This is a genomic window from Thiococcus pfennigii, from assembly GCF_016583835.1.
In the GTDB taxonomy this organism is placed as follows: Bacteria; Pseudomonadota; Gammaproteobacteria; order Chromatiales; family Chromatiaceae; genus Thiococcus; species Thiococcus pfennigii.
Window position 1 is genome coordinate 98,252 of record NZ_NRRW01000002.1, and the last position, 20,916, is coordinate 119,167.

The 20,916-nt window shown below is 69.1% G+C and carries 14 protein-coding genes; 5 read left to right on the forward strand and 9 right to left on the reverse strand.

All coding sequences use genetic code 11. From position 1 onward, the window contains the following. The first annotated feature begins 120 nt into the window (after positions 1-120). Positions 121-585 (forward strand): Lrp/AsnC family transcriptional regulator, encoded by a 465-nt coding sequence (locus tag CKO41_RS01255; protein WP_200252078.1) that lies wholly within the window; start codon positions 121-123, stop codon positions 583-585. A gap of 426 nt (positions 586-1,011) precedes the next feature. Here the strand turns inward: CKO41_RS01255 and CKO41_RS01260 are convergent, their stop codons facing one another. The 8 genes from CKO41_RS01260 to rimP all read right to left on the reverse strand — a co-directional run bounded on the left by CKO41_RS01260 (position 1,012) and on the right by rimP (position 13,379). Then, positions 1,012-4,467, reverse strand: a complete 3,456-nt coding sequence (locus CKO41_RS01260) for a mechanosensitive ion channel domain-containing protein (RefSeq protein WP_338115526.1) — start codon at positions 4,465-4,467, stop codon at positions 1,012-1,014. Between the two features lie 67 nt (positions 4,468-4,534). Further along, a complete protein-coding gene (pnp, locus tag CKO41_RS01265) occupies positions 4,535-6,649 on the reverse strand; it encodes a polyribonucleotide nucleotidyltransferase (RefSeq protein ID WP_200252076.1) in 2,115 nt (704 codons plus the stop codon). A 171-nt stretch (positions 6,650-6,820) separates the two neighbouring features. Then, positions 6,821-7,090: a 30S ribosomal protein S15 gene (gene rpsO / locus CKO41_RS01270; protein WP_200252075.1), complete on the reverse strand. Its 270-nt coding sequence runs from the start codon at positions 7,088-7,090 to the stop codon at positions 6,821-6,823. Positions 7,091-7,288: 198 nt separating this feature from the next. After that, entirely contained in the window at positions 7,289-8,212 is a 924-nt protein-coding gene (gene truB, locus CKO41_RS01275; RefSeq protein WP_200381010.1) for a tRNA pseudouridine(55) synthase TruB, read from the reverse strand. Between the two features lie 18 nt (positions 8,213-8,230). Continuing rightward, positions 8,231-8,602 (reverse strand): 30S ribosome-binding factor RbfA, encoded by a 372-nt coding sequence (gene rbfA / locus CKO41_RS01280; RefSeq protein ID WP_200252073.1) that lies wholly within the window; start codon positions 8,600-8,602, stop codon positions 8,231-8,233. Further along, positions 8,603-11,380 carry a translation initiation factor IF-2 gene (gene infB / locus CKO41_RS01285; RefSeq protein WP_200381011.1) on the reverse strand — a complete coding sequence of 926 codons (2,778 nt, stop codon included), beginning with the start codon at positions 11,378-11,380 and terminating at the stop codon, positions 8,603-8,605. Beyond that, the gene (nusA, locus tag CKO41_RS01290) at positions 11,377-12,903 is read right to left on the reverse strand and encodes a transcription termination factor NusA (protein WP_200381012.1); all 1,527 of its coding nucleotides are present in this window, start codon (positions 12,901-12,903) and stop codon (positions 11,377-11,379) included. Before nusA ends, infB begins: the two co-directional genes overlap by 4 nt. Positions 12,904-12,917: 14 nt before the next feature. Continuing rightward, positions 12,918-13,379 carry a ribosome maturation factor RimP gene (gene rimP / locus CKO41_RS01295; protein WP_200381013.1) on the reverse strand — a complete coding sequence of 154 codons (462 nt, stop codon included), beginning with the start codon at positions 13,377-13,379 and terminating at the stop codon, positions 12,918-12,920. A gap of 302 nt (positions 13,380-13,681) precedes the next feature. Here rimP and CKO41_RS01300 point away from each other — a divergent pair, with 302 nt between their 5' ends. Continuing rightward, entirely contained in the window at positions 13,682-14,230 is a 549-nt protein-coding gene (locus tag CKO41_RS01300; RefSeq protein ID WP_200381014.1) for a SprT family zinc-dependent metalloprotease, read from the forward strand. A 5-nt stretch (positions 14,231-14,235) separates the two neighbouring features. Here the strand turns inward: CKO41_RS01300 and CKO41_RS01305 are convergent, their stop codons facing one another. Then, positions 14,236-14,991 (reverse strand): proteasome-type protease, encoded by a 756-nt coding sequence (locus tag CKO41_RS01305; protein ID WP_200381015.1) that lies wholly within the window; start codon positions 14,989-14,991, stop codon positions 14,236-14,238. Positions 14,992-15,201: 210 nt separating this feature from the next. On the opposite strand from CKO41_RS01305, the gene CKO41_RS01310 reads away from it, so the two are divergent. The 3 genes from CKO41_RS01310 (at position 15,202) to CKO41_RS01320 (ending at position 20,495) form a co-directional block, all read left to right on the forward strand. Then, complete coding sequence (locus tag CKO41_RS01310; RefSeq protein ID WP_200251453.1) at positions 15,202-16,647, forward strand: circularly permuted type 2 ATP-grasp protein; 1,446 nt, start codon at positions 15,202-15,204, stop codon at positions 16,645-16,647. 56 nt (positions 16,648-16,703) lie between these two features. Beyond that, positions 16,704-17,648: an alpha-E domain-containing protein gene (locus CKO41_RS01315; protein ID WP_200251450.1), complete on the forward strand. Its 945-nt coding sequence runs from the start codon at positions 16,704-16,706 to the stop codon at positions 17,646-17,648. A gap of 162 nt (positions 17,649-17,810) precedes the next feature. Continuing rightward, on the forward strand, positions 17,811-20,495 hold the full coding sequence (locus CKO41_RS01320) for a calcium-translocating P-type ATPase, PMCA-type (RefSeq protein WP_200251447.1): 2,685 nt from the start codon (positions 17,811-17,813) through the stop codon (positions 20,493-20,495). The last annotated feature ends 421 nt before the right edge of the window (positions 20,496-20,916 follow it).

The following is a 20,916-nucleotide window of genomic DNA, read 5'->3' on the forward strand; positions in this document are numbered from 1 at the left end:
CAAACAGCGGGACGCAGGATTGCGTATTCGGCGCGCAGAGGCGAATAGATAGATTCTTTATTTTAAATTCGATGGGAATTTGGCTATAAATTGCGGAGGAAAGCCAAGGCGCGCCAGACCATGAAGCTCGACCGCTACGACCGCCGCATCCTGGAGATCCTCCAGCAGGAGGGCCGCCTCAGCAACCAGGACCTCGCCGAGCGCATCGGCCTCTCCCCCTCGCCCTGCCTACGTCGCGTGCGCGCCCTCGAAGAGGCCGGCATCATCGCAGGGTACCGCGCCCTGCTCGATGCGCAGAAGCTCGGGCTCACGCTGACCGCGATCCTGAGCATCTCGATGGACCGCCACACCCCCGAGCGCTTCGCCCGCTTCGACGCCGCCGTCGCCGCCATCCCCGAGGTCCTGGAGTGCCTGCTGATCACCGGACGCGATGCCGACTACCAACTCAAGGTCGTCGTGCGCGACATGGACGCCTACCAAGACCTGCTGCTCAACAAGCTGACCCGCATCGAGGGCGTCTCGGGCGTCCACTCGAGCTTCGTCCTGCGCCGCATCGTCGAGCGCACTGCCCTACCGATCCCCTGAGGACACCTGGCAGGGGCCTCCGAGATACGCCCCCGACCGCGCTGCCACGGCCCGCCGGCTCGCACCCGGGCTCCGCAGAAGCCTGCAAGGCAGCCACCGGGCTCGTACCCCCACCGTAGTTGCCCGCTCCTTCCACCTTGCGTCTCGCCCCCATTGCCAACGCCGATCGTCGATGAATCGGTTCGAGAACCCGCGGACCGTCCAAGAGGCGAGGGCCGCAGGATGCGATGGGCCGGCGAACCGCATCGTTCCCGACGGATGCGGTTCCTATCGGCACCGCCGCCCCCGAGGCGCGGAGGCGGGAGGATCGCGCGGGGATTTGCTGCGCTACCGGCGCGCGCGGGCGAGGGCTCTGCACGGCGCAGCGGGGTCCGCGTCGGTGGGGCGGCCCGCCGAACTGTTCGTCCTGGTCGGCCGAAGGCCCGCCTAGTCTTCGGCGGCCGGCTTCGAGCCGGCACGGTGCAGACGCACGTCGAGCGGCTGATTTGCGAAGAGATGCACATCGCGCTGCGGGTAGGCGATCTCGATCCCGGCCTCGGCGAACTTGTCGTTGATCGCCTGGTGCAGATCCGTGGTCACCGCCAGGCGATTCTCCAGCGAGGCCAGATAGCAGCGCAGCACCAGCGTCAGCGCATTGTCGCCGAAGCTCTCGAAGGTGATCAGCGGCGCCGGGTCGGCCAGCACCTGGGGATGCTCGCGCGCCGCCTCGGCAAGCAGCGCCAGGGCCTTGCGGGTGTCGCTGCCGTAGGCGACGCCGACCGGGAGCGTGAGGCGGGTGGTCTGATCGGTCAGCGTCCAGTTCAACAGGCGCCCGGTGATGAACTCCTTGTTCGGCACCAACAGCTCTTGCCGATCCCAGTTGCGGATCGTCGTCGCCCGGATGCGGATCTTGGTGACCACACCGGTCGTATCGCCGATCGTGACGATGTCGCCGACCCGCACCGGCCGCTCGAAGAGGATGATCAGGCCGCTGATGAAATTGGCGACGATCTCCTGGAGACCGAAGCCGATGCCGACGCCAAGCGCCGCGATCAGCCACTGGGCCTGCGACCAGGAGAGGCCGAGCGCGGAGAAGACCAGCAGGATCGCGACGGCGAAGATGCCGTATCCGATCAGGGTCGTGATCGCATAGCGGCTGCCGGCGGTGATCTTGGTCTGCTTCAGGAGCAGGATCTCGATCAGGGCCGGCAGGTGGCGGGCGGCCGCGAAGGCGATGAAACAGACGACGAGGACGATCCCGAGGTCGACGAGCGTGAACGGCTTGATCTGGTCGGCCCCATCGATGACCGCCGCGTAGTGCCAGAGGGCGATGCGATCGAAGACGCCCAGCGCCGGCAACAGGTCGCGCCAGATCAGCCACAGGCCGCTCGCGGCGGCGAAGAAGACCAGCGTGTTGATCAGGTTACGCGTCTGCTCGTCGAGCGAGGCCAGATCCGCCTCGGGCTCCTCGTACTGCAAGGTGCTCCCACCGCCAGTCTCCTCGCTCGAACGCTCCGCCTCGGCCCGACGCGCCGCCTGCCGTTCCAGGGCCGCCTTCAGCGCCAGATGGCGGCGCGTGACGATCAGCCAGCGGACGATCGACTGATGCAGGACCACGAGCCCCAGGGCCAGCCACAGCTGGCTGACCATCGCATTGAGCAACGTGCCGGCGGTGTAGACGAAGCCGAGCACCGCAAGGACGACCAGGCCCAGTGGCACGGCCTGAATCAACGGATACCAGACGTAGCGCAACCGGCTGGCCCAGCCTGCCGGGTGATTGGCGAGGAACTCCTTCAGCACGCCGCCGGACGGATGCAGGAGCCGCGCGAAGAAGACGGCGAAGGCCAGCATCAGGGCGATCAGCGCCAGGCGACCGAGGCTGGCGCTATAGCTTTCATTGGTCTGATTGTAGAGCAGCAGCACGACGAGCCCGAGCGGTATCAGCACCGCCGTAAGCCAATCGAGATTGCGACGCAGGCGCAGCAGGATCTCGCCGGACCAGCGGAAATGGCGGTCGGCGACCCCCCGCGCGATACAGAGGGCACGAAAGGCGCGCAGGTAATAGACGCCGGCCGCCAGGCTGATCGCCGAGACCCCGAGACTGCTCGTGAAGACCGTCGACTGCGCCGAATCGGCGAGACGCCAACCCAAACCGGCCATCAACAACGGCCAGGGCGCGGCGAGCAGCAGGGTCAGCGCCAGCCCCTTGGCCGTATGCAGGAAGCTGTCCGTGCGCACCCGGCGCAGCGGCTCGGCCGTGGCGCGCAGGGCGGTGCGGATCGCCCGCTGCCGCCAGATGAGCAGCGCAACCGCCATCACCAGGAGCCAAAACAACGACGAGGTCCGCGCCTCATGGGCGAGGACGCGCGCCACTTCGCTCCAGCCGGACGGGCCGACCAGCCAGGCCGCAGCCGCCGGCAGCGCCTTGAGCGTTGCCAGGCCGACCGGCGCTGCGCTACGCACCCAGAGCAGGTGCTCGGCGAGGAAATCGTCGTAGCGGGCCGCCGTCGCGAGCAACTCCGAGGTCGCGAAGTTGAGCTCGCCGAGGGCGCGTTGGTAGGTCTCCTCCAGGCGCAGGGCCTGGTCGAGCAGTTCGACGCGGCGCGTCGCCGCCTCCCTGAGCTGGCGGCGCACCTCGATGCGCTGATCCGGCTCGACCGCGGCGGTCTGCTCGTCGAGATAGGCATCCCGCCCCTGGAATCGGCGACGCTCCTCCTGATAGCGCAGCTGACGCAGCATCGAGTCGGTCAGGGCGCCCTGGCGGGCGGTGAGCTGTTGGCGCACGACGCGCAGATCCGGCAGCTGCTTGCGCCGATCGAGGAGGAGCTGACCGAAGGCCTCGTTGACGCCGGCGATCTGGATGCGCTGGCGTGCCCCCTGGTACTCCGCCTCGATCCGCTCGGCCTGGCCGCGCAGTTCCTCGGCCGTCTTGCCCAGGGCATCGAGGTCGGCCGTCAGGGCGGTCAGCGCCTGGCCGAGCGCGGCGTTCGCGCGCGTCAACTCCTGGACCCGTGGATCGGCATCGGCCGCCTGCGCCTCGGCGGCCTTGGCCTCGGCCTCGGCCCGTTCGGCCTCGGCGCGCCGCCGCTCGTTGCGCAACTCCTCGAGGCTGCGCTGCTGCGCGCGCAGGCGCTCGAGCCGCCCGGCGGCCTGATCGCGCTGCGCCTTGAGCCGCTCGGCACGCACATCGGCGCTGACCAGGTCCTGCTCGAGCATCCGCACCTCGGACCAGAGGGCCTGCTGGTTCGTCTGCTGTGCCCAGCGGCGCGCCTGAGCCAGGGCCGGCGGTTCCCCTTCGACGGCGGGCTGACCGAGCTCGGTGCCGAGCTCCTCGAGACTGCGGCGCGCCTCGGTGATGCGCTGGCGCGCCCGCTCGAGCCGCTGCGTGCGGTCGTCGAGCACCTTGTCGGCCTCGTTGAGCTTGGTCTCCGTCAGCGAGACCTCGACCTGGGTCTGGGTCAGGCGCTGCTCGATCTCGGCAAGCGAGAGGGTGGCGGGGACGGGCTTGGGCGTGGCGGCTTCGGCGGCCGCGATCTCCTTGCGGATGCGGGCCGTCTCCGCCGGGGCCATGGTCAGCGCCTCGGCGTAGGCCTGGGCCTTGGCCTCGTGGTCGTCGGCGACCTGCAGGTTGCTGATCGCGCGCTGCAGCAGTTCCTGGACCTTGGCCTTGGTGGCGTCATCAAGGTCGGTGGCGGACTCGACCTCCTTGATCTTGCTCTCGATCTGGGCGACCGAGACGCCGGCGTCGGGACGCGCGGTCAGGGTAACCGAGTCCTGCGGCGCGGCCAGCGCCACCGACGCGAACACCCCGAGCAGCGCGGCGCCCGCCAGCCAGGCGAGCAGCAGCGCTGCGAACGGCCAGCGCCACCGCGCCCGGGTTAGCTTCGACGATGAACGGCGCACGGGCACCTCCCCGCCCTTTGCGGGATGACGAGGGTCGAGGGGCGGGCCCGACGTCGGACCTCGGGGTTCAGCCGGCGAGCCCCCCTTCCTGCTCTTCGACCGCCTTCATGCTGAGCCGGATCCGCCCCTGCTTGTCGACCTCGAGGACCTTGACCCGCACGACATCGCCCTCGGCCAGCTTGTCGCTGACCTTCTGCACCCGCTCCTCGCAGATCTGGGAGATATGCACGAGACCGTCGCGGCCGGGGAGGATCTGGACGAAGGCGCCGAAGTCCATCAGCCGCACGACCTTGCCCTCGTAGATCTTGCCGACCTCGACGTCGGCGGTGATCAGGCGGATGCGCCGCTTGGCCTCCTCGCCGGCCGATTTGTCGACGGAGAAAATCTTGACCAGGCCGTCGTCGCCGATGTCGATGGTCGCGCCCGTCTCCTCCGTCATGGCGCGGATCGTCGAACCGCCCTTGCCGATGACGTCGCGGATCTTCTCGGGGTGGATCTTCAGCTCGATGATCCGCGGCGCGTGTTCGGACATCTCGGAGCGATGCCCCTCGATGACCTTGCCCATCTCGCCGAGGATGTGCAGTCGGCCGTCCTTCGCCTGGGCCAGCGCGACCTCCATGATCTCCTTGGTGATGCCCTCGATCTTGATGTCCATCTGCAGGGCGTTGATGCCCGAGACGGTGCCGGCGACCTTGAAGTCCATGTCGCCGAGGTGATCCTCGTCGCCCATGATGTCGGTCAGTACCGCGAATTGCTCGCCTTCCTTGATCAGGCCCATCGCGACACCGGCAACGGCCGCCTTGACCGGCACGCCGGCATCCATCAGCGACAGGCTGGTGCCGCAGACGCTCGCCATCGAGCTGGAGCCATTCGACTCGGTGATCTCGGAGACCACGCGCACCGAATAGGGGAACTCGTCGATGCTCGGCATCACCGCCAGCACGCCGCGCTTGGCCAGGCGCCCATGGCCGATCTCGCGCCGTTTCGGGCTGCCGACGCGGCCGATCTCGCCGACGCAGAAGGGCGGGAAGTTGTAGTGCAGCATGAAGTGCTCGCGCCGCTCGCCGCCCAGGGCGTCGATGATCTGCGAGTCGCGCTCGGTGCCGAGCGTCGTCACCACCAGGGCCTGGGTCTCGCCGCGGGTGAAGAGGGCCGAACCGTGGGTGCGCGGCAGGACGCCGACGCGGATCGTGATCGGGCGCACCGTGCGGTTGTCCCGCCCGTCGATGCGCGGCTCCCCGGCGAGGATCGCAGCGCGCACCGTCTTCTTCTCCAGCGACTCGATCGCCCCCTTGACCTGGGTCTCGCTCCACTGAGGCGCCTCGCCCTCGCAGAGCGCGGCAATGACCTCGGCGCGGATCCCGTCGAGGGCCTGGTAGCGCTCGAGCTTCTCCTTGATCCGGTAGGCCTCGGCGATGCGCCCAGCGCAGGCCGCCGCGACCGCCTGAGTCAGCTCGCCATCGGGCTCGGCCGGGCGCCAGTCCATCGGCGGCTTGCCGGCCTCGGCGGCCAGCTCGCGGATCGCCTGGATCGCGACCTGCATCTGCTCGTGGCCGAACAGCACCGCGCCGAGCATGACGTCCTCGGGCAGGCCGCGGGCCTCGGACTCGACCATCAGGACCGCGTTCTCGGTACCGGCCACGACCAGGTCCAGGTCGCTGTCAGGGCCGAGCCCGACCATCGCCGGGTTGAGGATGTACTCGCCGTTCTTGTAGCCGACGCGGGCGGCGGCGATCGGGCCGTTGAACGGGACCCCGGAGATCGCCAACGCTGCCGAGGCGCCGAGCATCGCCGGGACCTCCGGATTGACGGCGGGATTGAGCGACTTGACCGTCGCGATGACCTGGACCTCGTTGGTGAAGCCGTCGGCGAAGAGCGGGCGGATCGGCCGATCGATCAGGCGCGCAGTCAGGATCTCGGCCTCGCTCGGACGACCCTCGCGGCGGAAGAAGCCCCCGGGGATGCGCCCGGCGGCATAGGTCTTCTCCTGGTACTCGACGGTCAATGGTAGGAAGTCGCGCACCACGCCGGGCTTTCTGTCGACGACGACGGTCACCAGGACCACGGTGTCGTCCATGTTGACCAGGACCGCCCCGTCGGCTTGGCGGGCGATCTCCCCCGTCTCGAGGGTCACGGTCTGGCTACCGTACTGGAAGGTCTTGCGGATCGGTGTTGGGATCACGGGCTTGTCCTCAGGGGATGGCTGACCACGGGCGCAAGGGCCGGCGGCTCGGCGGCGCACGAGACCGGCGGCGCACGCCTGGGCGGGGGCGAGGGCCGGGCGGCACGCCCGCGGACCTGGGGGTCCGCCAGCGCGCCACCGGGCCGATTCACGCCCGCGGCGACGATGTCCTCAGCGGCGCAGGCCGAGGCGCGAGATCAGGGTGCGGTAGCGCTCGAGGTCCTTGCCCTTGAGGTAATCGAGCAGCTTGCGTCGCATATTGACCATGCGGACCAGGCCGCGGCGCGAGTGATGATCCTGCTTGTGGGCCGAGAAATGCTCGGTCAGCTGCTGAATCCGAGCGGTCAATAGGGCGACCTGGACCTCGGGCGAACCCGTGTCGCCGGGGGCCCGCTGGTAATCCGCGATGACCTGTTGCTTCTCCGTGGCGCTCATTGTCATGGTGCGTCTCCTCATGGAATCGAGACATGGAAACAGGCCCGTACACCGCACCGCCTGGGTGCGGGGCTGACCACCCCGACAATGGCTTCAGGGGATCGGGCCAACCGAAAAGACCCGGCGGTACGACGCCCGCCGGGGATGGAATCCTCGCGCTCCGCGACCGGCGGGCGGCCCCCGCAGGGCCACGCGAACGGCGCTTCAGTCATTGCCGAACAGGCGTTTGGGCTGCACCTTGCCGTCGTCGAGGACCTCGCCGACGCCGATGAAGCGGTTCGACGGGTCGTAGAGCCGCACCAGGCCCTCCAGCGGCGCGCGCGGCACCAGGACCGCCTGGCCCTGGCGCAGGTAGAAGGCGGCATCCTCGGACAGGCGCACCGCCGGCCAGTGGCCGAGCGTGCTGTCGAGCGGCAACAGCAGTGCGTCGAGGGCCTCGGCCCCCTGCTCGGCGGCCTGCTCGACGTCCTCGATCGTGACGAAGGTCGCGCCATCGTCGCGATAGGGGCCAACCCCGGTGCGGCGCAGCGCGACGACGTGCCCGCCGCACCCGAGCCGGTTGCCGATGTCCTCGGCGAGACTGCGCACATAGGTGCCCTTCGAGCAGTGCACCTCCATCTCGAAGTCGGGCAGCGCGAAGCCGCACAACTCGATCGAGAAGATGGTCACCGCGCGCGCCTGGCGCTCGACCTCGATGCCCTGCCGGGCGAGCTTGTAGAGCCGCTCGCCCTGGTGCTTGACCGCCGAGTACATCGGCGGCAGCTGCTCGATCGGGCCGAGGAACTCGGCCAGCGCCGCGCGCAGCGCCGCCTCGTCGACCCCGTCGACGGGGGCGGTGGCAATGACCTCGCCCTCGGCATCGGCCGTGCTCGTCGTCTCCCCGAGGCGCACCCGCACCCGATAGCGCTTGTCCGCATCGAGGAGAAAGGCGGAGAACTTGGTCGCCGCGCCGAAGCACAGCGGCAGCAGGCCGGTCGCCAGCGGATCGAGGCTCCCGGTGTGGCCCGCCTTGGCGGCGCGGTAGAGATACTTCACCCGCTGCAAGGCGGCGTTGGAGGTGAGCCCCGCCGGTTTGTCCAGCAGCAGAATGCCGCTGACGTCCCGGCCGGGCCTGCGTCGACGTCCCATGATGCCTGTCCGTGCTATCTAGTGCGCCGAATCGGCGCGTTCCGCCCCGACCGCCTCGTCGATGAGGGACGCAAGCGCCTCACCGCGGCGGACCGATTCATCGTGCACGAAATGCAGCTCCGGGACCGTACGCAGCCGCAACCGGTGGGCCAGTTCGCGGCGCAGGAAGCCGGCGAGGCGGCCGTTGAGAAGGCGCTCCTGCTCCCCACCCCCGTCATCGAGCGGGAAGCAGGTGAAGAAGACCTTGGCGTGGGCGAGGTCGCGACTGACTCGCACCTCCTGCAGCGTGATGGCGCCGAGGCGCGGGTCACGCACCTCGGCGCGCAGGATCTGCGCCAGCTCGCGCTGCATCTCGGTGCCGATCCGCGCGGTGCGATCGAATTCCTTCATTTAGAGGACCCGCGCCCGCTCGGTGCGCTCGAAGACCTCGATCTGGTCGCCGACCTGGACATCGTTGTAGTTCTTGACCCCGATGCCGCACTCGGTACCCGCCTTGACCTCGCTGACGTCATCCTTGAAGCGGCGCAGCGATTCGAGCGCCCCCTCGAAGACGACGACATTGTTGCGCAGCACGCGGATCGGCAGGTTGCGCCGGATGACGCCCTCGGTGACCATGCAGCCGGCGATGGCGCCGAACTTCGACGAGCGGAAGACGTCGCGCACCAGGGCCAGGCCGACGATCTCCTCGGTCACGACCGGGCTCAGCATGCCCGAGATCGCCTGCTTCACCTCGTCGATCAACTCGTAGATGATGCTGTAGTAGCGCAGATCCAGGCCCTTCTCGTCGACGACCCGCCGCGCGGCGGCATCGGCGCGCACGTTGAAACCGATCAGGATCGCGTTCGAGGTCACCGCCAGGTTGGCATCCGACTCCGTGATGCCGCCGACGCCGTTGGCGACGATGGTGACCCGGACCTCGTCATTGGTGAGCTTCAGCAGGCTCTCCTTGATCGCCTCGACGCTACCCTGGACATCGGCCTTCAGGATGATGTTGACGCTCTTCTGCTCGCCCTCCTTGAGCTGGGAGAAGAGCTGATCCAGGCTCACCGCGCGCTGGTCATCGAGTTTGGTCTGGCGCTCGCGCTCGGCGCGCAGCTCGGCGACCTCGCGGGCCCGCCACTCGTCGATCACGGCGAGGACGTCGTCGCCGGCATTCGGCGCGCCCGACAGCCCGAGCACCTGCACCGGCATCGACGGGCCGGCCTCTTGGACGGGCTGGCCGGTCTCGTCGAACATCGCCCGCACGCGCCCGTATTCGGTGCCGCTGACGATCATGTCGCCGCGACGCAGAGTGCCGGACTGCACGAGGACGGTCGCCACCGGTCCGCGCCCCTTGTCGAGACTGGACTCGATGATGGCGCCACGCGCCGGCCCATCGACCGCCGCCTTCAGCTCGAGGACCTCGGCCTGGAGCAGCACGGCGTCGAGCAGGTCGTCGATGCCCTCGCCCGACTTGGCCGAGACCTTGACCATCATGGTGTCGCCACCCCACTCCTCGGCGACGACCTCGTGTTGGGTGAGCTCCTGCATCACCCGATCCGGATTCGCCTCCGGCTTGTCCATCTTGTTGATCGCGACGACGACCGGCACCTGCGAGGCACGCGCATGCTGGATCGCCTCGACCGTCTGCGGCATGACGCCGTCGTCGGCGGCGACCACCAGGATCACGATGTCGGTGACCTTCGCGCCGCGGGCGCGCATCGCCGAGAAGGCGGCGTGGCCGGGCGTGTCGAGGAACGAGATGGTGCCCCGATCGGTCTCGACGCGGTAGGCGCCGATGTGCTGCGTGATGCCGCCGGCCTCCCCGGAGGCGACGCGGGTGCGACGAATGTGGTCGAGCAGCGAGGTCTTGCCGTGATCGACGTGACCCATGATGGTCACGACCGGCGGCCGCGGCTGTCGCTCGACCTCCTCGACCTGGCGCGCCAGCTCGGCGATCAGTTCGTCCTCGACGTCCTGGCGGGCGGCGAGCACCGGCTTGTGCCCCATCTCCTCGACGAGGATCGCGGCGGTGTCCTGGTCGATCGTCTGGTTGATCGTGACCATGACCCCCTGCTTGAAGAGCTCCTTGATGACCTGCCCGGCCTTGACCGACATCCGTGCCGCCAGCTCGCCGACCGAGATCGCCTCGGGGATCTCGACCTCGCGCACGACCGGCGCGGTCGGCCGCTGGAAGCCGTGCTTGTCTTGCAGCTGCGGCTTGGCCGTCTTGCGCTTGCGACGCAGCGGCCGGCCGGCGCTCGCGGCCTCCTTGCCGTCGTCCTCGACGTATTCGACCTCCGGGCGCTCCAGCTCGCGGGCACGGACCGAGTCCTTGCGCGCGGTCTTCTTCGCGGAACGCTCCTTCTCGCCGACATCGGCGGCGGCCTTCTTGCCGGGGCGCTCGCGCTCCGGGGCCTGGGGGGCTGTCCGCTTGGGCGCCTTCGCGGGCCTCGCCGACTCGCGCCCGGCCGGGACGGGCTCCTCCGACACCTCGGGCTCCACGCGGGTGGCCGCCTCGGTCTCGGCCTGAAGGCGCCGTTCCTCCTCGGCCTTGGCCTCGGCCCGACGGCGCTCCTCTTCGGCGACGCGCCGACGCGCCTCCTCTTCGCGGGCGCGCCGTTCCTGCTCCTCCTGCTCGGCCGAGCGACTGGCCTCGACCTCGGCACGCCGTGCCTCCAGTTCGGAGCGGCGGCGCGCCTCGTCGACGACGACACGGCCGGTACCCGGACGGGACGCACCGCCCGGGGCGCGCCGTTTGCCGGCCCCGCCCGGCGCCGTCGCCGGACGCTCGGCCGGTCGCGGCGCGGCGCCCTCGGACGCCGGCGCCTCGCCGCGCTTGACGTAGGTCCGCTTGCGACGCACCTCGACGCTGACCGTCTTGGAGCGGGCCGCCGCGGGGGCCGGACGCGTCCCGCCGGTGCCGGAGCGCGGCGCGGCGGTCGGCTGGCGCAACTCGCTGACGGACTTGCGCTTGATCGTGACCCGCTCCGGCGTCGCGGCATCTTCCTGTTCGCGGCGCCCGTGGGAGCGACGCAGATAGGTCAGCAGCTGGAGCTTCTCCTGCTCGGTCAGGGTCGCATCCTCGGCGCTTGCCGAGATGCCGGCATCCTGAAGTTGCGCCAGGAGGCGCTCGACCGGGATCCCGACCGTGCTGGCGAGTTGTTTGACCGTTACTTCACTGCTCATTCGCCATCCTCCAGCCGACCGTCGGAGTCCGCGCCGGCAAACCAAGGCTCTCGCGCCTTCATGATCAACTGGGCCGCCCGTTCCTCGTCCATATCGTCGATCTCCATCAACTCGTCGACCGACTGTTCGGCAAGGTCCTCGACGGTCCGCACGCCACGCTCGGCGAGGGCATAGGCGAGCGTCTCGTCCATCCCCTCCATCGCCAGCAGGTCCTCCGCCGGGTCGCCCCCGAGCGTCTCCTCGCTGGCGATCGCCCGGGTCAGCAGCAGGTCCTTGGCCCGCTCGCGCAGCTGTGCGATCGTCGCCTCGTCGAGCTCGTCGATCGCCTGGAGCTCGGCGAGCGGCACATAGGCCACCTCGTCGACGCTCGTGAAGCCCTCGTCGACCAGGACTGCGGCCACGCCCTCGTCGACCAGGAGCTGTTCCATGAAGGTCTCGACCAGACGCTGGGCCTCCTGCTCGCTCTTGGCCGCCGCGTCTTCCTCGTTCATGACGTTGAGCTCCCAGCCCGTCAGCTGGCTGGCGAGGCGCACGTTCTGACCACCGCGGCCGATCGCCTGGGACAGGTTCTCCTCCTTGACGGCCACGTCCATGCTGCGCGCCTCCTCGTCGATGACGATGGAGACCACGTCGGCCGGCGACATGGCGTTGATCACGAACTGGGCCGGGTTCTCGTCCCAGAGGATGATGTCGACGCGCTCGCCACTGAGTTCGTTGGAGACCGCCTGGACGCGCGAGCCGCGCATCCCGACGCAGGCCCCCACCGGATCGATGCGCGGATCCGCGGTGCGCACCGCGATCTTCGCCCGCACACCCGGGTCGCGCGCCGCCGCGACGATCTCGATCAGGCCCTCGCCGACCTCCGGGACCTCGAGCCGGAATAGCTCGATCAGGAGCTCGGGGGCCGTGCGGCTGACGAAGAGCTGCGGGCCCTTCGGCTCGGCGCGCACATCGAAGAGGTAGCCGCGCAGGCGGTCGCCGGGGCGCACCGATTCGCGCGGGATCACGTGGTCGCGCGGCACGATCGCCTCGGCGTTGCCGCCCAGGTCGACGAGGATGCTACCGCGGTCGGCCTTCTTCACGAGGCCGGTCACCAGCTCGCCTCGGCGCCCGAGGAAGGCGTCGACGACCTTGGCCCGCTCGGCCTCGCGCACCTTCTGCACGATGACCTGCTTGGCCGTCTGGGCGGCGATCCGCCCGAACAGGACCGACTCGACCTCGTCCTCGATGAAACCGCCGACGTCGATCCCGGGCTCCAACTCGCGGGCCGCCGACCGCGTGATCTGGCGCTCGGGGGCCTCCAGCACCTCGCCGGGGGGTGGATCGTCGACGACCTCCCAGCGACGGAAGGTCGCATAATCGCCGCTCTTGCGATCGATCTTCACGCGCACGTCGATCTCGCCGCCGTGCTTCTTGCGCGTCGCCGACGCGAGTGCCGCCTCGATGGCCTCGAAGATCACGTCCTCGGGCACATCCTTCTCGTTCGATACGACCTCGACTACCTGGAGGATCTCTTTGCTCATTCAGGTCTTCCGTCTCAAAATTCGGGGACCAGCCGGGCCGACTCGACCGCCGCGAAGGGCAGCTCGACGACCGTGCCGTCTATCTCCAGGCTCACCGAACCCTCTTGCAGCTCGCCGATGATACCCTCGAAACTGCGCCGGCCATCCTGCTTCGCCACGAGCCGGATCTTGACCCGATGGCCGCGGAAGCGCGCAAAATGCTCGGGCGTGAAGAGCGGGCGATCGAGGCCCGGTGAGGAGACCTCCAGATCGTACTCCCCACCGATCGGGTCCTCGACGTCCAGCGCCCCGCTGAGCTGGTGACTCACGGCCGCGCAATCGTCCAGGGTGATGCCCTGCTCCCGGTCGATGTAGACCCGCAGGAGGGCACCGCCGCGCCCGCCGCGCTGGAAGAAGTCGACGCCGACGAGTTCATAGCCCATCGGCTCGACGACCTCTCGCGCGAGACGGGTCAACCTGGTATCGGCGTGCTGCATCGGCCTGCGGATCTTTATGCCAAAGGTAAAAACAAAAAATGGGCCAGCGGCCCAATCTGCTTCGGCACCACGGGGGCACGCGGGGCGCCCTCGAATGCACCATGCGAAGTTGAAAAAGCCCCGCATCCGGGGCCTCCTGCGCGATTGGGCTACATGACCGAATCCGTCGCAATCGAATCCCGCGAATACTATCCCTTTGCGAGCGATTATGCAACACAGCGAAACTATTGGGGGTTTTCTCCGCACCCCGGCGACGCCCGCGCGGCGCACCGCCGACCACACCCATCACCGGGCCGGCGACGATGTCCGCGCCTGAGCCCGATCTCGCGCTGCGCCGCGAGGCGATCGCGCGCGGCCGGCGGCTGCTGGCACTCGCCGAACGGCACTTCCGCTGCCCGATACCGACCCCCGAGATCCGCTTCGACCTGCGCGGGCAGGCGGCCGGCCAGGCCCGCATCGCCGCCGGCCAGGCCGGGCAGATCCGCTACAACGACCGGCTCCTGCGCGACAACCCCGCCGAGTTCCTGGCCCAGACGGTGGCCCACGAGGTCGCCCATCTGGTCGCCTACCGGGTCTTCGGCCCGCGCATCCGCCCCCACGGCCGCGAGTGGCGGGCGGTGATGGCCCTCTTCGGCGCACCGCCGCAGCGCTGCCACCGCTTCGCCGTCGCCCGGGACGCCACTCGAGCGCTCCCCCGCCATCCCTACCACTGCGCCTGCCGTACCCACGCGCTGACGAGCATCCGCCACAACCGCGTGCAGCGCGGCCAACGCTACTTCTGCCGCGCCTGCGGCCAGGCGCTGCGGCCTGGCGCACACCCCGACGAGGCCGCGGGCGAGCGCGGCGACTGAGGCCGTCAACCGAATCCGCCCGGCCCGCCGAGCTCCCAGTCGAAGCGCGGCAGCTGTTCGAAGGCGTGGCGGATGCCGGCGTTCCAGCTCTGCGACATCTGCCCGAGCAACGGCATCCCGGCGGTCAGCTTGAGGCGGTGGGAGAGGGCCATCGCGTCCCTCGGGTAGAGGACGACCTCGAACGGCGGCCCGACGGTGACGTTGGAGCGCGCCGTGGCATCGAGCGAGACGATGCACAGGCGCGCCCCGTCGGCGAGCGACAGCGCCGGGTCGGCGATCCGATCGAGGGCCGGCTTGCCGTACTTGTTCTCGCCGATCTGCAGATACGGGGTCTCGGGCGAGGCGGCGAAGTAGTTGCCCTGCGGGTAGATCATGTAGAGCCCGTGCGGCTGTCCGGCGATCTGCCCGCCGAGGATGAAGGTCGCCTCGCCACTGACCCCGCTCTGCTGGAGGGCCGGACCGTGGGCGCGCTGCACGGCCAGGCTGACCTTGCCGATGTAGTCGGCGGCCTCGAACAGGTAGCGCGCGCCGAGCAGGCTGCCGAGCTCGCCGGGCTGCTCCAGGTCGCGGCGCACGCGATCGAGCACCTCCTGCGTCGTCGCCAGGTTGCCGGCCGAGAGCAGCACGAAGAGCCGGTCAGGCGCCGGCGTGAAGACGTGCAACTTGCTGAAGGTCGTCACATAGTCGACCCCGGCGTTGGTGCGCGAGTCGGAGGCGAGCACCAGGCCCGCCTCGAGGGCCAGGCCGAGACAATAGGTCATCAGGGGGTTCCTCGTCAGAGCCTCGAATGCGGGGGCATCATCTTAGTCCAACCCGGGGCGCCGTGGGTGCCCGCCGCGCCGCCGCCCGGCGCCGGCTATTGCGTTGCGCCCGCGGCCGTTGAAGAATCCACCCATGGACGGTCGCCGCCGCGCAGCCTCGCCCGGTGCGACCCACTCGTCACCCTCGCGCACCACCGGGGCCGCCCGCCTATGGACATCGACTGGACACGCTACCCCTGCGCCGACCTCCACGACGAACTAGTGGCCGCACCCGGTCAGGGACGGGCACCGGTCGCCGATCTCCTCACCGACCTCGCGGCCCTTGGCCCGGACGAACTCCTCGCCCGCCAGGAGGCGGCGAACGTCGCGATCAAGGAGATGGGGATCACCTTCACCGTCTACTCCGAGGAGGGCGGCACGATCGATCGCGCCTGGCCCTTCGACATCATCCCGCGGGTCATCGCCAAGGACGAGTGGGACCGGGTCGAGGCCGGCCTCAAGCAGCGCGTGCAGGCGCTCAATCTCTTCATCGACGACCTCTACCACGACCAGCGGATCATCGCCGACGGGGTCTTCCCGCGCGAGGTCCTCGCCAAGTCGGCGAACTTCCGCCCGCAGTGCGTCGGCGTCGACCCGCCGCTCGGGATCTGGGCCCACATCTGCGGCTCGGACCTGGTGCGCGATGCCGACGGCACCCTCTACGTGCTGGAGGACAACCTGCGCGTCCCCTCGGGGGTCTCCTACATGCTGGAGAACCGCCTGGTGACCAAACGGGTCTTCCCCGAGCTCTTCGAACACTATGCGCCGCTGCCGGTCGACGACTACCCCTCGGAGCTCTTCGACACGCTGGCGGCCCTCTCGCCGCGGCCGGCCGACTTTCCGCAGGTCGTCGTACTGACGCCCGGGATCTACAACTCGGCCTACTTCGAGCACGCCTACCTCGCCCAGCAGATGGGCTGCGAGCTGGTCGAGGGGCGCGACCTCTTCGTCGCCGACGACGACTGCGTCTACATGCGCACCGTCGACGGCCCGGAGCGGGTCGACGTCATCTACCGACGCATCGACGACCTGTTCCTCGACCCCGAGGCCTTCCGGCCCGAGTCGATGCTCGGCGTCCCCGGCCTGCTGCGCGCCTGGAAGGCCGGCACCGTCGGGCTGGCCAACGCCCCCGGGGCCGGCGTCGCCGACGACAAGGTCGTCTACGCCTTCGTGCCCGAGATCATCCGCTACTACCTGGATCAGGACCCGATCATCCCGAACGTGCCGACCTACCGCTGCATGGAGCCCGACGCGCTCGCGCTCGTGCTCGAACGCATGGAGACCATGGTCGTCAAGCCGGCCAACGAGTCGGGCGGCTACGGGATGCTGGTCGGGCCGGCCTCGACCCAGGCCGAACGCGAGCGCTTCGCCGAGCTGATCCGGCGCGATCCGCGCAACTACATCGCCCAGCCGGCACTGCGCCTCTCGACCGTGCCGACGATCGTCAAGGGCGGCGTCGAGCCGCGCCATGTCGACCTGCGCCCCTTCATCCTCTCCGCCGACCGCCAGCGGGTGACGATGGGCGGCCTCACGCGGGTCGCACTGCGCCAGGGCTCGCTGGTCGTCAACTCGTCCCAGGGCGGCGGCAGCAAGGACACCTGGATCGTCCCGAGCTGACCGGCCCATCGCCCGCACCACCGCCTGCCCGCACCACCGCCTAGAGGAACCGCGCGATGCTCTCGCGAGTCGCCGAAAACATCTACTGGCTGGCCCGTTACGTCGAGCGGGCCGAGAACACCGCCCGGATCGTCGCGGTCAACGCCAACCTGCTCCTCGACCTGCCCAGGGGCATCGCCCCCGGCTGGCGCCCGCTGATCGACATCACCGGCCACAATGCCCTCTTCGAGCAACACTACAAGGAGTACGGCGAACGCCAGGTGGTGCGCTTTCTGCTCGGCGACGAGCGCCACCCGGGCTCGATCCTGAGCGCCCTGCTCGCGGCCCGCGAGAACTGCCGCACGATCCGCGACATCGTGCCGCGCGAGGCCTGGGAGCAGATCAACGAGCTGTACCTGTTCGCCGCCGAGGACCTGCAGCGCGGCATGACCAAGGGCGGGCGGCACGGCTATCTCAAGCGCCTGATCCTCGGCGCCCAGACGATCACCGGCCTGCTCGCCGGGACCATGCTCCACGACCAGGGCTACAGGTTCCTGCGCATCGGGCGCAACCTGGAACGGGCCGACATGACCACCCGCATCGCCGACGTGCGCTCGGCGAGCCTGCTGCCCGAGGAGACGCCCGACCTGCGCCCCTACGATACGATCCAGTGGGTCAGCGTCTTGAAATCCCTGACCGCCTACCAGATGTACCGGCGCAGCGAGCAGGTCCGCGTGCAGCGCGGCCCGGTGCTGCGCTTCCTGTTCCAGAACGCCGAGTTCCCGCGGGCCGCCCTGCACTGCATCGACGCGGTGCGTGCGAGCCTCGAGTGCCTGCCGCGCAACGAGGCCTGCCTGCGGGTCGCCGGGCGACTGAAGCGCAACCTCGCGAGCGCCGACCTGGCGCGCCTCTCGCCAGCGGAGCTGCATGCTTTCGTCGACGAGTTCCAGGCCGATATCGCTAGCCTGCACGCGGAGATCGCGAGCACCTGGTTCCCGCCGCCACTCGCCGAGGCCGCCTGATCGTCCACCCGGCCCGCCGCGCGGCCCGGGCGCGAAGTCCGGCTGCCCGGCAGCTTTGATAGACTTCATCCCGTCACCACTTCAAGACGGCCGCTGAGCCCAGGGCCGCACCCGGCCCCTCGGCCAGGGCCCACACGCAACCTTCGCAACTGGAATGTCATCATGAAATTCGCCTACCCGGGACTCACCGACGAGGAGGCCGCGCGCGCACGCGCCGAGCATGGCTCGAACGCGGTCGCCAGCCAGGAGACCGAGGGCTTCTGGGATAAGCTGGTCGGCAATCTGAAGGACCCGATCATCGTCATCCTGATCGTCGCCCTGCTGATCACGCTGGCCCTGTGGCTGTTCGGCTACGCCGAGTGGTACGAGAGCGTCGGCATCGCCTTCGCCGTCGTCATCGCGACCTTCGTCGCGACCTGGTCGGAGTACAGCAACGAGCAATCGTTTCAGCGGCTCCTGGAAGAGGCCTCGATGATCCTGGTGAAGGTGTTCCGCAACGGGCACCTGACCGAGATCCCGATCAACGACCTGGTCGTCGGCGACCATGTCCTGCTGCAACCGGGCGATACGGTCCCGACCGATGGCCTGCTGATCGCCGGCCATGCCGAGATCGACGAGGCGGCCCTGACCGGCGAGTCCGAGCCCGTCAAGAAGACCGCCGTGCGCGAGGGGGCCGAGCCCACCGCGGCCGATGACGCGAACCGGCTGTTCCGCGCCGGGCTGCTCGTCGACGGGGAGTGCGTCATGCGCGTCACCGCGGTCGGCGATCGGACCCGCTACGGCCAGACGATGAAGGAGCTGGTCTCGGCCGAGGACCGCCTCTCGCCGCTGCAGCACAAGCTGACGGTCCTTGGCGGGCACATCGCGACCTTCGGCTACATCGGCGCGACCTTCATCTTCCTCGCCTTCATGTTCAACAACATCTTCCTGCAGGGCGGGGGGATGGAGGCCTACTGGGCGCAGGACGGCGGCACCATCGTCAAGGACTTCGTCACCGCCGCGATCCTCGCAATCATCGTCATCGTCGTCGCCGTGCCCGAGGGGCTGCCGATGATGATCGCGATGGTGCTGGCCATCAACATGAAGAAGCTCCTGAGCGTCAAGGTGCTGGTGCGCAAGCTGCTCGGCATCGAGACGGCCGGCAGCCTGAACATCCTCTGCACCGACAAGACCGGTACCCTGACCCAGGGCCGGCTGTCGGTCAGCGCCGTCCTGGACGGCAACGGCACCCGCTACGAGCGCCTCGAGGACATCCCGCAGGCGCTGCGCGACGAGGCCGGCTTCGCGTTGCGCAACAACACGAGCGCCGTCATCGACGCGAGCGACCCGAACGACATCAAGACGGTCGGCGCCGACCGCACCGAGCAGGCCCTGCTGCGCTTCGTCACCCCGTACCTGGCCCAGGACGGCACGGTCGATATCGTCGACCTGATCCCCTTCAACAGCACGCGCAAGTTCTCCGCGACCCAGGTGACCGGCCCGCGTTCGCTGACCCTCGTGAAGGGGGCACCGGAGGTGATCCTGAAGAACTGCCGACGCTATCTCAACGGCGACGATAGGCCCCATGAACTGACCGACACCGCGGCCCTGGAGCAGGCGATGGGCGAGCTGTCGGCGCGCGCGATGCGGCTGCTCGCGGTGGCCGTGACCGATACCCCGATCGACGAGGGCAAGGCGCTGCCGGCCGATCTGACCCTGGTCGGCGTCTTCGGCATGCGCGATGAGCTGCGCGAGACGGCCTATGCCTCGGTGAAGACCGCGAAGGACGCCGGGATCCATGTCGTGATGATCACCGGCGATGCGAAGGAGACGGCCCAGGCGATCGCCAAGGACGTCGGCCTGCTCGAGGACGACCCCGAGGCCGTCATCATGACCTCGGCGGAGCTCGGCGAGCTGTCCGACGACGAACTCAAGGGCCTGCTCCCGCACCTCTATGTCGTCGCCCGCGCCTTCCCGACCGACAAGAGCCGGCTCGTGAAGCTCGCCAAGGAGCTCGGGCTGGTCGTCGGCATGACCGGCGACGGCGTCAACGACGCCCCGGCGGTCAAGAACGCCGATGTCGGGTTCGCGATGGGCAGCGGCACCGAGATGACCAAGGAGTCGAGCGACATCGTGATCCTCGACGACAACTTCTCGTCGCTGACGAAGGCCGTGCTCTACGGCCGCACCCTCTTCAAGTCGATCCGCAAGTTCCTGATCTTCCAGCTGACCGTCAACGTCTCGGCGATCCTGGTCGTCTTCCTCGGCCAGTTCTTCGGCTTCGACCTGCCGCTGACGATGACCCAGCTCCTGTGGCTGAACATCATCATGGACACGCTGGCGGGCTTGGCCTTCGCCGGCGAGGCGGCCCTGCAACGCTACATGCAGGAGCGACCGCTGCGCCGCGACGAGCCGCTGATCAACGCCGACATGTGGTCGTCGATCCTGATCAACGGCGGGGTCATCGCCGCGCTCAGCATCCTGTTCCTGACCAGCCCGATCACGCAGGGCTGGTTCGACGGCGGCCACGCGGCCGGTTCGGCCGAGGCCGAGGCCAAGTTCCTGACGGCCTTCTTCGCCTTCTTCGTGTTCGTGCAGATCTTCAACACCTTCAACGCCCGCACCCAAGGGCTGAACCTGTTCGAGCACATGCTCGACAACCGGCTGTTCACGATCATTATCCCGTCGATCATGGTGATCCAGGTGTTCTTCATCAGCTTCGGCGGCGAGGTGTTGCGCACGGTCGGTCTGTCGCTCCAGGAATGGCTGCTGGTGCTCACGCTGGCGATCCTCATCGTGCCGATCGACCTGCTGCGCAAGGTGATCCGCAACCTGACGTTCGGCAACCCGGTCCACCAGGCCGGCTGACGGCGACGCCGGGGCAGGGAGGCCCCGACCTGGCGCGGGCCTGCGCGGCAGGCTAGGCAACCCCCGCGAGACGACGTACCGTCCCAATCGCGCAGTCAGCGTCCAGCCGCTGACTCCAACGAAGGTCAATCGGCACCTTACCGACACTCCGCCCAAGCTCGGACTCACCCAGCGGTGAAGGGCACACTAGGTGCGGCTTCAGCCGCACGCAGACTCCGGCCCTGGGTGTCTGACGGATGGCATTGCGGCTGAAGCCGCACCGACACCCGATCCGTTCGGCCGCTTCCGTACGATGACATACGAGGTCGAGCGGGTTGCGCGAGCCCGGGACCCGAGGCGTAGCGACACGGCCAGCCTCGCCAGGCGCACCGCCGTCCGCTGGCCAACGACACGCGCGGATCGGAGCGCGGTCGAGCGGTTG